We start from the raw sequence: 12607 nt of genomic DNA, 5'->3' as shown, positions 1-12607 counted from the left end.
CCAGGGCTTTCTTATTGAAGGAGCGGTGTCAGGAGACGTTCGGCGGCAGGACGGCGTCACGCTTGCTCGCGTCGGCGTTGCTCAGTCGGCCCGTGCCCGCGAAGGTCGACAGCAGATCGAGCTCTCCGTTGATGACCGTGGCGAGGCGGCGGATGCCGTCACCGATGCGCTCCGGCGTCGGGTAGCAGAACGAGAGGCGGATGTTCTGACGTCCGTCTCCGTTGCCGTAGAACGCGGTACCCGGCGTGTACGCGACGAGCTCCTTCACTGCGCGCGGCAGCATCGCCTTGGAGTCGAGCTCCTCGGGCAGCGTGACCCAGACGTAGAAGCCGCCGTTCGGGTTCGTCCAGCTGAGGCCGGGCAGATGGGTCTGCAGGCCCTTCAGCATCGCCTCTTTCCGCTCGCGGTAGACGCCCCGGAAGGTGTCGATCTGTCCGCGCCAGTCGGCTGTCTCGAGGTACTTCGAGATGACCAGCTGGCTGAAGGACGACGGACTGAGGACGGCCGCCTCGTTGGCGAGGATCAGCCGCTCGCGGATCGCATGCGGAGCGAGAGCCCAGCCCACTCGGAAGCCGGGAGCGAGCGTCTTCGAGAACGTGCCGAGGTAGATCACCCCGTCCTCCTCCAGCGAGCGCATCGCCTTCGGTGGGACGTCCTCGAAGTAGAGGAGGCCGTACGGGTTGTCCTCGAGCACGAGGATTCCCTCGGACTTGCAGATCTCGAGGATCTCGACGCGGCGCTCCCAGCTGAGGGTCACGCCCGCGGGGTTGTGGAAGGTGGGGATCGTGTACAGGAACTTGATCGTCTTGCCGGCGGCGCGCACGCGGGCGATGTGCTCGCGGAGGGCGGCGGGGATGAGCCCGTGCTCGTCCATCGGGACGTGCTCGACCTCGGCCTGGTACGACCGGAAGATGACCATCGCCGTGACGTAGCTGGGGCCCTCGGAGAGGACGACGTCCCCCGGGTCCAGGAACAGCTTCGAGACGAGCTCCAGGGCGTGCTGAGAGCCCGTGGTGACCACGATGTCGTCCGCGCTGGCGGAGATGCCCTCGAGGGCCATGACGTCGAGGATCTGCTCGCGCAGGACGGGGACGCCCTGGCCCGACCCGTACTGCAGCGCGACGGGTCCCTGCTCCCGCATCACGGTGTCGATGGCGCCGGTCACCAGGTCCTGGGGGAGCGCGGACACGAACGGCATGCCGCCGGCGAGCGAGACCACTTCGGGGCGTGACGCGACGGCGAACAGGGCTCGGACCTCGCTGGCGGCCAGACCGGCCGTGCGCTCCGCATAGGAGTTGTACCAGGGGTCGAGGTTGGTGCCGCGGTTGGTCACGATGGTTCCGCTTCGCTCGGTGGACAGGGTCTCTCCGGCCGGAGCCGGGTGGATCCACAGTACCGGCCGGTCCTGTGCTGCGGCGGGGCGGTCGGTCGCCACCGCAGGGATCGTGGCCTGCGCCCCGGCAGGGCTGTTTCACGTGAAACAGCCCCGGGAACGAGGAGAGCCCCCGTCACGACGTGACAGGGGCTCTCGGAGACCGCAGAGGGCGGTCAGGGGTGCGAACTCAGAGGAACGCGGCCAGGTCGGCCTCGAGGGCCGGCTTCGGCTTGGCGCCGATGACGGTCTTCACGACCTCGCCCTTCTGGTAGACCTTCATCGCCGGGATCGACGTGATCTGGTACTTCGCAGCGGTCTGCGGGTTCTCGTCGACGTTCAGCTTGACGATCTCGATCTTGTCGCCGTGCTCGGCCGAGATCTGGTCGAGGATCGGTGCGACCATGCGGCAGGGACCGCACCACTCGGCCCAGAAGTCGACCAGGACGGTCTTCTCGGAGTCGAGGACGTCGGACTGGAACGATGCGTCGGTGACGCTCTTCGCGGTGGACATGGTGTTCTCTCCTTCACGAGTCGGCGGGCTGCCGGCTCCGATGTGCGATGACCGGACGGTCAGCGGGTGATGAGCTCGGCCCGGGGTGAGCCTTCGGTGTGGGCGGTGCCATCGGCGAGCGAAGCGAGGTAGTGCTCCGCGTCGAGGGCGGCGACCGTTCCGGATGCCGCGGCGGTGACGGCCTGACGATAGGTCGGGTCGATCACGTCGCCGGCGGCGAAGACGCCGGGAACGGAGGTCTGGGAGGAGCGGCCGAGCACCGAGATGGTGCCCTCGGTCGTGAGGTCGAGCTTGCCGTGCACGACGTGCGTGCGCGGGTCGTTGCCGATCGCGATGAACAGGCCGTCGAGGTCGAGGTGGGACTCGGTGCCGTCGACCGTGTCGCGCAGCTTCACGCCGTCGACGTGGTTCTCACCGGTGATGCCGGTGACCTCGGCGTTCCAGATGAACTCGATCCTCTCGTTGTCGAAGGCGCGCTTCTGCATGACCTTCGAGGCGCGGAGAGAGTCCTTGCGGTGGATCACGTAGACCTTCGCGGCGTGCTTGGTGAGGAAGGTCGCCTCCTCCATGGCGGAGTCGCCCCCGCCGACGACGGCGATGGTCTTCCCCTTGAAGAAGAAGCCGTCGCAGGTGGCACACCACGAGACACCGTGTCCCGACAGGCGGTCCTCATCGTGGAGGCCCAGCTTGCGGTAGGCGGATCCGGTCGCGACGACGACGGTCTTCGCCTCGATGCTCTCGCCGGAGCCGAGGTGGACGGTCTTGACCTCGCCCTCGAGATCGAGGGAGGTGACGTCGTCGTAGAAGGTCTCGGCGCCGAACTTCTCGGCCTGCGCCTGCATCGAGGTCATCAGCTCGGGGCCGAGGACGCCGTCGGGGAAGCCGGGGAAGTTCTCGACGTCCGTCGTGTTCATCAGGTCGCCGCCGATCTCGACCGACGAGGCCACGACCACCGGGTGCAGCTCGGCGCGCGCCGCGTAGATGGCGGCGGTCCAGCCGGCGGGGCCGGATCCGATGATGACGATGTCGCGCACGGCAACTCCTCGGGTTCTGTACGAGCGGTGACGGGTGGGGCGGGAGCCGAGCACCCGGAGCCGGTCGCTCGAATCGTTCCGCGGCTCCGTGGGCTACAACACATCCTAGGCGGGCACTATTCCGCGGGCCCGGGAGTGCCGGTGGTGCCACGCGCCGCTCTATGCAGCAGCCCTGAAAATGCGATCTGACCAGGCTTTTACCGGAGCCGCATCAGCGGCCCAGTCGGCGGAGCACCGGAGCCAGGACGGCGCGCAGCTCCGGCACCCGGAGGAACCAGAGGACCGCGAAGTAGACGAGCGCCATCACGGTGCCGATCGCGGCCATCGAGAGCAGCGGCTCCACGTAGTTCGAGACGGCGAAACCGCCCGCGCGCGTGCCGCCGAGGGCGACCAGGACGCCGTAGCCGGCGGCGGCGGAGGGCAGCGCGGCGAGGACGAACTGCGCGAGCCTGACGAGGATCCGCCTGCCTCCGCGGCCGCCGAGCCGGCGGCGCAGGAGGAGGGCCGCCACGAGGGCCTGCACGCAGATGCCGAGCGAGGTCGCAGCGGCGATGCCGACGGCGGTGCGGTCGGCGGGGAGCCGGAGCACGATCAGGTACCCGGCGACCGCCACGACGACCTGCACCAGGGTGAACAGGAACGGCCGCGCTCCGTCGCTCAGGGCGTAGAACGCGCGCTGCATGATGGCGATCGAGGAGAACAGCGGCAGGGCGATCACGTAGGCCATGGCGATCGCTCCGATGGCCTGCGCGTCCGCGAACGAGTCGGTGAAGACGGAGCCGAACGGCACCGCGACCACGACGATCGCGGCGGCGGCGAAGACGAGCATCATCAGCACCAGGCGGAGCGAGGTGGAGACGTCCGAGCGGAACTCCTTCATCTCCCCCCGTGCGGTGTGGCCGCTCATCTTGGTGAAGTACGCCATGGCGATCGAGATCGCGATGACCGAGTGGGGCAGCATGAAGATCAGCCACGCCTTCTGCAGCGCCGCGGCCGAGGGCCCCTCGCCGGACGCGGTGGAGGAGACCTGGCTCTCGACGATGCCGGCGACGATGGTCAGCAGCACCGTGGCGAAGGACCACAGCGACATCCGCCCGGCCGTGCCGAGGCCGACGCCCCGGAAGCGGAAGTCGGGGCGGTAGCTGACGCCGACCCTCCGCCAGAAGAGCATCAGGAACAGCGACTGGACGACGATGCCCAGCGTCGCGCTCCCGCCGAGGAGGGTGACCATCGCCGGGGACCACGAGTCGACCGGACGGTTCCCCTCCGGATCGGCGCCGAACAGCACCATGAAGGCGACGAGCCCGGCGATCACCACGACATTGTTCAGCACGGGCGCCCAGGTGAAGGGGCCGAACGAGCCGCGGGCGTTGAGCACCTCGCCGAGGATCGTGAACAGGCCGTAGAAGAAGACCTGCGGCAGGCACCAGAACGCGAAGGCGACGGCCAGCTGGTACTGCTCCGGTCCGTAGCCGGGCGCGTAGAGGCGCACGAGCAGGGGAGCGAGGACCGTGGCGGCGATCGTGGTCACCAGGAGCAGGCCGAGCGCCAGGGTCAGCAGGCGGTTGATGTAGCCGCGGCCGCCGTCGGCGTCGAGGCCCGCCCGCACGATCTGCGGGACGAGGACGGCGTTCAGAGCGCCGCCCGCGATGATCGAGTAGATCGTGTTGGGGAGCAGGTTCGCCGTCGTGAAGGCGTCCGCGCCCGGCGCGACCGCGGCTCCGATCGTGTTCGCCATGACGATCGACATGATGAAGCCGAGGATCCGCGAGACCATCGTGCCGGAGGCGAGGACGGCGCTCGCGCGTCCGAGGGAGAAGCTAGCCACGCGGGTCCGATCGCTGGTCGTCGAGATCGGGCTGGACCTCGAGCACGGCGTTCGGGTCCTCCTCGTCCTCAGGGGTGTCGCCTCGACGGCGACGGCGGATGTTGCGGAGGATGCCGGCTCCGAAGACGACGACGAGCGCGATCCCGATGACCAGAGTGCCGACGGTCTCCCAGTCGGCGCGGACGCTGGTCGTCATGCCCGTGGGGGTGCCGATGGGGACGCCCTGCGCCGAGGTCAGCTGCAGGCCGAGGCTCGTCTCGCCGTTGCCGACCCGGGCCTTCACGGGGATGAGGACGCGGCCCTGCGAGCGGGCGTCGATCTCGGTGGTCTCGATCGCCTCCTCGTCGATGTCGAGGACGGCGTTCGAGGTCGAGGCCTGGATGCGGACGGCGATCGGCCAGGGGAGCTCGTTGCGGACGTACACGGGGATGCTCGAGTCGCGGGAGACCTGCAGGATGCTGCCGGTCGCGTCGATCGACACCAGCGAGAGCGTCCGGTCGGCCTCGGTCATGGCCGCGCCGACGGCGTCGCCCCAGCCGCTGCCGTCTCCGCGCCAGGTCACCGAGAGCAGCGCCAGCACGTCGTTGCGGCTCTTGCCCGAGAGCAGCTCCGGCTCCTGCAGCACGGAGGAGAACGCCTCGACCTCGGAGCCGGCGTCGAGCAGGTCGCGCACCCGGTCGAGCCGCGACTCCGACTCCGGCGAGTCGACGACGCTCGCGCCCTCGGTCGCGGGGACGGCGAGGGCGGTGGAGAGGGCGACTCCGCGGGCCCAGGGCAGCGACTCGATCGCGTCGAGGGTCTCGGAGAGGCGCGCGGCGCCGATCGCCGAGCCGCGGCCGAGGGTGAGGACGACGTCCGGCGCGGTCCCCTCCTCCTGCACCTCGGCGAGATCGGTGGCGATCTCGGACATGCGGGCGCGCCACTCGGTGTCGTCGGTGGCGGTGGCGGCCGCGTCGAACGCCTCGGTGAGGCGCGAGTCGGCCACGACCAGGTCCGAGTCGCCGACGGTGGCGCGCGAGGTCGTGGTCACCTCCTCCGGCAGCAGGAGACCCGAGGAGGGGACGACCGTGCGGTGCACTCCGCTGGCCGCGTAGACGTCGAGGTCCGACCCCCGGAGGGTGCCCTCGTCGGGCCACGCGACGCTGCCGAGGGAGGTGCTCCAGTCGGAGGCGAGCAGCGACTCGGTGCTCGGACGCGCCGGCAGGTCCTCGGCCGGCTGGTCGGAGTCGACGGCGACCGTGGGCGCCGGGCTGGCGGTGCCGGGGACCGCGGCGAAGCGGGTGTCGTCGATCGCGTACTCGAAGGAGGTGGGAGAGAGGAGTGCGGAGAGCCCGGCCTGCGCCTGGGCCGAGACGTCGGCGTCGGCGTACGGCAGGGCGAAGCGCTCGTTCGGCACGGACTGCAGCCGGTCGAGCCAGTCGAGGGCGGACTCCGGAGCGGCGCTGCCGAGAATGCGGATCGAGGCGAGGATGCGCGGGTCGACCCCGATCGTGACGCCCTTCCCCGCGACCGCGTCGAGCTGCCGGGTGAGGGTCCCCGTGCCGTCGGTGTAGTCGGCGAGGGCCTCGGCCGAGAGCAGGCCGTCGGCCGTGTCCGGGACGGTGAGCGGGACGAGGACGCTGACGCCGGTCTCGGGCTCCGGGGCCGCCGCGTCGTCGGTCAGCTCGACGGCCGTGCGGGCGGTCGAGACGACACCACCCGGACCGGTGACCGTGACGAGGACGGCGTGGGTGCCGAGCGCGGTCCGGTCGTTGGAGAAGGGGATCTGGTCGACCGGCACGGTGAGGCCGGCCTCGGCGGTGCTGGAGGGCAGCAGGCGCAGCTGGGCGGTCGCACGGACCGGGTCGGTGTCGTTGTCGGCCTCGGCGTCGAGCCAGTCGTGCAGCTCCGCGCGGGTGTCGAGGGTGGCGTAGGAGAGGGCGACCGTCACGCCGGCGCTGTCGATCGCCTCGGTGGTGCCGTTGCGCACGGCGATCGAGAGCTCGAGGTTTTGGCCGGGCCGCAGGACGCCGTCACTGCCGGCCCCGGCGGTCGTGGTGACGGTGCCGGGAGCGGGCGTCGAGGTCGCCGTCGCGGCGGTGACCGGGGCCGCGAGGGCGGGGGAGGCCACGCCGGTCAGGCCGAGCGCGAGGGCGGCAGCACCTGCCGAGCGGAGCAGGAGGAGGGCCGCCCGCGAGCGGCGGGAGCGGAGGGAGGGGTCGCGCCGATGCATCGGACTCACTCGGCCTCCATGCGGGTGATTCTACGGGCAGCCCTCCTCGGGGCAGGCGGTGCGTCCGCTGTGCAGGCGGTTCCCCCGCGTAACCCCCTGGCACGGTCACCCGCTGCCGGGACACCCCCCGCCACTAGGATCGTGCGAATGCACAGCGTCCAGACCGCTCTCGAGACCCTCCGCGCGCTCGCGGGGACGCCCACGGTGGCGCGGCTGGCGGAGGCGTTCGCAGCCCAGGGCCACGAGCTCGCGCTGGTCGGCGGCCCGGTCCGCGACGCCTTCCTCGGCCACGGCGTGCACGACCTCGACTTCACCACCTCCGCGCGCCCCGACGACATCGTGCGGATCGTCGCTCCGATCGCCGAGGCGCACTGGGACATCGGCCGGGCCTTCGGCACGATCGGCGCCCGCGTCGCCGGCGAGACGGTCGAGATCACGACCTACCGCAGCGACAGCTACGACGGGGTGAGCCGCAAGCCCGAGGTCGAGTTCGGCGACTCGCTCGAGGGCGACCTGGTGCGGCGCGACTTCACGGTCAACGCGATGGCGCTGCGGCTCCCGGAGGTCGTCCTCGTCGATCCCTCGGGAGGAGTGGAGGACCTGCTCGCCGGCCGGCTGCGCACCCCCTCCCCCGCCGACCTCTCCTTCGGCGACGATCCGCTCCGGATGCTCCGCGGCGCGCGCTTCACCTCGCAGCTCGGCTTCCGCACCACCGACGAGGTCGAGTGGGCGATGGCCGAGCTCGCCGGCCGGATCGACGACGTCTCGGCGGAGCGCGTGCAGGAGGAGCTGCGGAAGCTCCTCGCGACCGCCTCGCCCCGAGCCGGCCTGGAGCTGCTCGTCGACACCGGTCTGGCCGGTCGCTTCCTCCCGGAGCTGCCCGCGCTGCGCCTGGAGCAGGACGAGCACCACCACCACAAGGACGTCTACACCCACAGCCTCACCGTGCTGGAGCAGGCGATCGCGCTGGAGGAGTCGCGGCACCCCGGAGCCGCGCCCGACGTCGTGCTGCGGCTCGCCGCCCTCCTGCACGACATCGGCAAGCCGGCCACGCGGCGGCTCGAGCCGGCCGGAGCGGTGAGCTTCCACCACCACGACCTGGTCGGCTCCAAGCTCGCGATCAAGCGGATGCGCGCCCTGAAGTTCGACAACCAGACGACGAAGGACGTGGCCCGCCTCATCGAGCTGCACCTGCGCTTCTTCGGGTACACGGACGGCGCGTGGACCGACTCCGCGGTGCGCCGCTACGTGACCGACGCCGGGCCCCTGCTCGAGCGGCTGCACATCCTCACCCGGGCCGACGTGACCACGCGCAACCGTCGCAAAGCCGACCGGCTCGCGCACGCCTACGACGACCTCGAGGCGCGCATAGCCGAGCTCGCCGAGAAGGAGGAGCTCGCCTCCAAGCGCCCCGACCTCGACGGCACGCGGATCATGGAGATCCTCGGCCTCGCCCCGGGCCCCGAGGTCGGACAGGCGTACCGGTTCCTGCTGGAGCTGCGGCTCGAGGAGGGGCCGCTCGGCGAGGAGGTCGCGACGCAGCGGCTCCGCGAGTGGTGGGCGTCTCGCTGAGGCGCTGAGCCGGGCCGCGTGCCCGCCCCGCCCTGCACCCGGGGTGGTGCGCCTCGAGCGGATCCGTCCGGCGCGTCGCGGCGGTCCTGTTGTAGTCTGTACAGGTTGTCCACGACCAGACGCACTCGCGTCCGCGGGAGTGGGCAGATGCTACATACCCTCCTGTCACGGAAATACCGTGGCCGTTCAGTCCGAAGGAGGTGGGTTAGTGACGCATCAGTACGAGATCATGGTCATCCTGGACCCCGAGATCGATGAGCGCACCGTCGCTCCGAGTCTCGACAAGTTCCTCAACGTCATCCGCACCGATGGTGGATCCATCGACAAGGTCGACGTCTGGGGCCGCCGTCGTCTGGCGTACGAGATCAACAAGAAGTCCGAGGGCATCTACGCCGTCGTCGACTTCACGTCGACCTCCGCCGCAGCGAACGAGCTCGACCGTCAGCTGAAGCTGTCCGAGGCCGTCATGCGCACCAAGGTGCTGCGGGCCGAAGAGGGCATCGCCCAGGTCGCGGCCGCCGCGAAGCTCGCCGACGAGAAGGCCGCCCGCAAGGCTGCCAAGGCCTCGGCCGCTCCCAAGGCGTAGCGCTCATGGCCGGCGAGACGATCATCACCGTGGTGGGGAACCTCACCGCCGACCCCGAGCTGCGCTACACGCAGGGCGGGCTCGCGGTCGCGAACTTCACCATCGCCTCCACGCCGCGCACCTTCGACCGTCAGGCGAACGACTGGAAGGACGGCGAAGCGCTGTTCCTCCGCGCCTCCGTCTGGCGCGAGTTCGCCGAGAACGTCGCAGGGACGCTGACCAAGGGCAGCCGCGTCATCGCGACCGGCCGCCTGAAGCAGCGCTCCTACGAGACGAAGGAAGGCGAGAAGCGCACCAGCATCGAGCTCGAGATCGACGAGATCGGGCCCTCGCTGCGCTACGCGACCGCACAGGTCACGCGCGCCTCCGGTGGAGGCGGACGCGGCCAGGCCGGTGGCGGCCAGGGCAACGGCGGTCAGATCGGCGGCGGCCAGGGCGGCTTCGGCGGCGGCGGTCAGGGGGGCTCCGGCAACGCCGGCGGCAACCGTGGCGGTCAGGCCGAGGAGCCGTGGGCGCCGAGCGCTCCCGCCGGTGGCGACGTGTGGAGCACGCCGGGCAGCTACAACGACGAGACGCCGTTCTGAGCCTCGGCTCGGACGCTCTCCTCACCTGAATCACGCCTCCCCCGCACCGCGATCGCTCGCGGCGGGGCAGGGGCGAACCAGAATCTAAGGAAACCACTATGGCTGGAAAGAGCAGCGGCGACCGCCGCAAGCCGATCCGCGGCAAGGGCGCGAAGAACGCGGCCCCCGCGAAGTCGGTCCGCGTGGGTGTCATCGACTACAAGGACGTCGCGACCCTCCGCAAGTTCATCTCGGAGCGCGGGAAGATCCGCGCCCGTCGTATCACCGGCGTCTCCGTTCAGGAGCAGCGCCTCATCGCCCGTGCCGTCAAGAACGCCCGCGAGATGGCGCTCCTGCCCTACGCCGGCAGCGGAAGGTAGGTAACGGTATGTCCAAGGTCATCCTGACCCACGAGGTCGACGGACTCGGCTCGGCCGGCGACGTCGTCGACGTGAAGAACGGGTTCGCCCGCAACTACCTCATCCCGCAGGGCTTCGGCGTCGCGTGGACCCGCGGTGGCGAGAAGCAGGTCGAGCAGATCAAGTCGGCGCGAGCCGCTCGTGAGCACAAGACCATCGAAGAGGCCCAGCACACCAAGCAGGTCCTCGAGGCCAACCGCGTGAAGCTGACGGTCAAGGCCGGCAAGGACGGCCGCCTGTTCGGCTCGGTGAAGACCTCCGACATCGCGAACGCGGTGGCGGCGGCCGGATTCGGTGAGCTCGACAAGCGCAAGATCGTCATCTCGAACGCGATCAAGCACGTCGGCGAGCACGAGGCCGTGGTGCGTCTGCGCGACGACATCCAGGCCACTGTGAAGCTGCAGGTGGTCGCGGCCAAGTAAGGCCGCGAGAACGCCGCGGAGGGCGGTGCGACGGGACTTCCGAGTCCCCTCGCACCGCCCTTCGTCGTTCCCGTTCTCCACAGCTCCATCCACATACACCCTCCGGCGGGACCAACCTTCACTGTGGTCTTGAGACTCTTTTCCCCACACACCTGTGGAAAGCGGTGAATGCCTGGTCAGGGCCCAGAAAAAACTTGCCGACGACCGCTGTTCCCACAGGGTTGTGCACATGTTGCCCACAGTGGGCCCGGCGTTTCCCCTCGGTTCTGCACAGCTCTCTCCACAGGGCGGTTTGCGTGCCGCGGGCGGCGGTCCGTAGGGTGGCGCAGCGCCCCGCGAGGGGTGCGGGCAGGCGCCCGTGCGCCGCTGTCGGAGGTCGCTGGTAGACCGGATCCCGGCACCGGATCGACCGGACGCGCAGCACCCGACAGGAGGAGGCGAAGGCATGACGATCGCGCACCTGGCGGTACCCGGCTCGGACGGACGGGACGGTCGCGGAGACCGCGGCGAGTCGCGCGGGAACGAGCGGACCCCTCCGCACGACCTCCTCGCCGAGCAGTCGGCGCTGGGCGGCATGCTGCTCTCGAAGGACGCGGTCGCCGACGTCGTCGAGAGCGTCAAGGGCACCGACTTCTACATCCCCAAGCACGAGATCGTCTTCGACGCGATCCTCGCCCTCTACTCGCACGGCGAGCCGACCGACGTCATCGCGGTCACCGACGAGCTCACGAAGCAGGGCGAGCTGCAGCGGGCCGGCGGCGCCGACTACCTGCACACGCTCACCTCGATGGTCCCCACCGCGGCCAACGCCGGCTACTACGCCTCCATCGTCGCCGAGCGCGCTCTGCTGCGCCGCCTCGTCGAGGCGGGCACCCGCATCGCGCAGATGGGCTACCAGGGCGAGGGCGAGGTGCTCGACCTGGTCAACACGGCGCAGGCCGAGATCTACAACGTCACCGGCTCCGAGACGGCGGAGGACTACGTCCCGCTGACCGACGCGGTGACCGTCGCGATCGACGAGATCGAGGCGGCCGCTCACAAGGACGGCAGCTTCACCGGCGTCCCCACCGGCTTCGCCGACCTCGACGACCTGACCAACGGCTTCCACGCCGGGCAGATGATCATCGTCGCCGCGCGCCCCGCGCTCGGAAAGTCGACGCTGGCGCTCGACTTCGCCCGCGCCGCCGCGATCAAGCACAACATGGCCACGATCTTCTTCTCCCTCGAGATGGGGCGCAGCGAGATCGCGATGCGCCTTCTCTCGGCCGAGGCGTCCGTGCCGCTGCAGCACATGCGCAAGGGCACGGTCGACCAGCGCGACTGGACGACCATCGCCTCCACCCGCGGCCGGATCAACGACGCGCCGCTCTACATCGACGACTCGCCCAACATGACCCTCGTCGAGATCCGGGCGAAGTGCCGCCGGCTCAAGCAGCGGGTCGGGCTCAAGATGGTCGTCATCGACTACCTGCAGCTGATGACCTCCGGCAAGAAGGTCGAGAGCCGCCAGCAGGAGGTCTCGGAGTTCTCGCGTGCCCTCAAGCTCCTCGCGAAGGAGCTGCAGGTGCCGGTCATCGCGCTCTCGCAGCTGAACCGAGGCCCCGAGCAGCGCGCCGACAAGCTCCCCGCCATCTCGGACCTCCGCGAGTCCGGCTCGATCGAGCAGGACGCCGACATGGTGATCCTCCTGCACCGCGAGAGCGCCTACGAGAAGGACAACCCGCGCGCGGGCGAGGCCGACCTCATCGTCGCCAAGCACCGCAACGGCCCGACCCGCACGGTGACCGTGGGCTTCCACGGCCACTTCTCGCGTTTCGCCGACATCCCGGCGGTCTGACGTGTGCTACCGACAGGGGCGAATCCCGGTCATGATCTTCCCAATTTGACCTACTCAGTGCGAGGTGCATGTAAGGGCACCGAGGCAAGACCGAACTGCGGCTGGAACCGTATTGTTCAGCGTGCCGTGCAATAGCATCGATGACGGCAGACTGCTTCCGATCGCGTCCGAATACAATCGGCGTCGGATCGATCTCGGCCACTCCCCACACTTGCCGGTGAGCCAATTGCCGAAGCGCTCTCCTTGCA

General features: G+C 70.1%; 11 protein-coding genes. 6 read left to right on the top strand and 5 right to left on the bottom strand.

Going from position 1 to position 12607, the window contains the following annotated elements; genetic code table 11:
• Positions 1 to 28: 28 nt before the first annotated feature.
• The 5 genes from C5C55_RS03945 to C5C55_RS03925 form a co-directional block, all read right to left on the bottom strand.
• Positions 29 to 1360 carry a PLP-dependent aminotransferase family protein gene (locus C5C55_RS03945; protein ID WP_374953301.1) on the bottom strand — a complete coding sequence of 444 codons (1332 nt, stop codon included), beginning with the start codon at positions 1358 to 1360 and terminating at the stop codon, positions 29 to 31.
• 202 nt (positions 1361 to 1562) lie between these two features.
• Complete coding sequence (gene trxA, locus C5C55_RS03940; protein ID WP_104222687.1) at positions 1563 to 1886, bottom strand: thioredoxin; 324 nt, start codon at positions 1884 to 1886, stop codon at positions 1563 to 1565.
• A gap of 59 nt (positions 1887 to 1945) precedes the next feature.
• The gene (trxB, locus tag C5C55_RS03935; RefSeq protein ID WP_104232988.1) at positions 1946 to 2920 is read right to left on the bottom strand and encodes a thioredoxin-disulfide reductase; all 975 of its coding nucleotides are present in this window, start codon (positions 2918 to 2920) and stop codon (positions 1946 to 1948) included.
• A 211-nt stretch (positions 2921 to 3131) separates the two neighbouring features.
• On the bottom strand, positions 3132 to 4748 hold the full coding sequence (gene murJ / locus C5C55_RS03930; protein ID WP_258072485.1) for a murein biosynthesis integral membrane protein MurJ: 1617 nt from the start codon (positions 4746 to 4748) through the stop codon (positions 3132 to 3134).
• The gene (locus C5C55_RS03925; protein WP_104232987.1) at positions 4741 to 6960 is read right to left on the bottom strand and encodes a DUF6049 family protein; all 2220 of its coding nucleotides are present in this window, start codon (positions 6958 to 6960) and stop codon (positions 4741 to 4743) included. Before C5C55_RS03925 ends, murJ begins: the two co-directional genes overlap by 8 nt.
• 147 nt (positions 6961 to 7107) lie before the next feature.
• On the opposite strand from C5C55_RS03925, the gene C5C55_RS03920 reads away from it, so the two are divergent.
• The 6 genes from C5C55_RS03920 to dnaB all read left to right on the top strand — a co-directional run bounded on the left by C5C55_RS03920 (position 7108) and on the right by dnaB (position 12359).
• Positions 7108 to 8532: a CCA tRNA nucleotidyltransferase gene (locus tag C5C55_RS03920; protein WP_104225796.1), complete on the top strand. Its 1425-nt coding sequence runs from the start codon at positions 7108 to 7110 to the stop codon at positions 8530 to 8532.
• A 208-nt stretch (positions 8533 to 8740) separates the two neighbouring features.
• Positions 8741 to 9118 carry a 30S ribosomal protein S6 gene (rpsF, locus tag C5C55_RS03915; RefSeq protein WP_068207796.1) on the top strand — a complete coding sequence of 126 codons (378 nt, stop codon included), beginning with the start codon at positions 8741 to 8743 and terminating at the stop codon, positions 9116 to 9118.
• Positions 9119 to 9123: 5 nt separating this feature from the next.
• A complete protein-coding gene (locus tag C5C55_RS03910) occupies positions 9124 to 9702 on the top strand; it encodes a single-stranded DNA-binding protein (protein WP_104222691.1) in 579 nt (192 codons plus the stop codon).
• 98 nt (positions 9703 to 9800) lie between these two features.
• Positions 9801 to 10061 (top strand): 30S ribosomal protein S18, encoded by a 261-nt coding sequence (gene rpsR / locus C5C55_RS03905; protein WP_055784551.1) that lies wholly within the window; start codon positions 9801 to 9803, stop codon positions 10059 to 10061.
• A gap of 8 nt (positions 10062 to 10069) precedes the next feature.
• On the top strand, positions 10070 to 10522 hold the full coding sequence (gene rplI / locus C5C55_RS03900) for a 50S ribosomal protein L9 (protein ID WP_104222692.1): 453 nt from the start codon (positions 10070 to 10072) through the stop codon (positions 10520 to 10522).
• Positions 10523 to 10967: 445 nt separating this feature from the next.
• Positions 10968 to 12359 (top strand): replicative DNA helicase, encoded by a 1392-nt coding sequence (dnaB, locus tag C5C55_RS03895; protein WP_104225797.1) that lies wholly within the window; start codon positions 10968 to 10970, stop codon positions 12357 to 12359.
• Positions 12360 to 12607: the final 248 nt, after the last annotated feature.

The organism is Rathayibacter sp. AY1C2, assembly GCF_002931195.1.
GTDB lineage: Bacteria > Actinomycetota > Actinomycetes > Actinomycetales > Microbacteriaceae > Rathayibacter.
This window is presented reverse-complemented; position numbering and strand designations above follow the sequence as displayed.

Excerpts from the sequence above, each read along its gene's own strand:
- rplI (WP_104222692.1), top strand. The coding sequence starts at position 10,070 with ATGTCCAAGGTCATCCTGACCCACGAGGTCGACGGACTCGGCTCGGCC.
- C5C55_RS03920 (WP_104225796.1), top strand. The coding sequence starts at position 7,108 with ATGCACAGCGTCCAGACCGCTCTCGAGACCCTCCGCGCGCTCGCGGGG.
- C5C55_RS03910 (WP_104222691.1), top strand. The coding sequence starts at position 9,124 with ATGGCCGGCGAGACGATCATCACCGTGGTGGGGAACCTCACCGCCGAC.
- dnaB (WP_104225797.1), top strand. The coding sequence starts at position 10,968 with ATGACGATCGCGCACCTGGCGGTACCCGGCTCGGACGGACGGGACGGT.
- C5C55_RS03925 (WP_104232987.1), bottom strand. The coding sequence starts at position 6,960 with ATGCATCGGCGCGACCCCTCCCTCCGCTCCCGCCGCTCGCGGGCGGCC.
- rpsR (WP_055784551.1), top strand. The coding sequence starts at position 9,801 with ATGGCTGGAAAGAGCAGCGGCGACCGCCGCAAGCCGATCCGCGGCAAG.
- trxA (WP_104222687.1), bottom strand. The coding sequence starts at position 1,886 with ATGTCCACCGCGAAGAGCGTCACCGACGCATCGTTCCAGTCCGACGTC.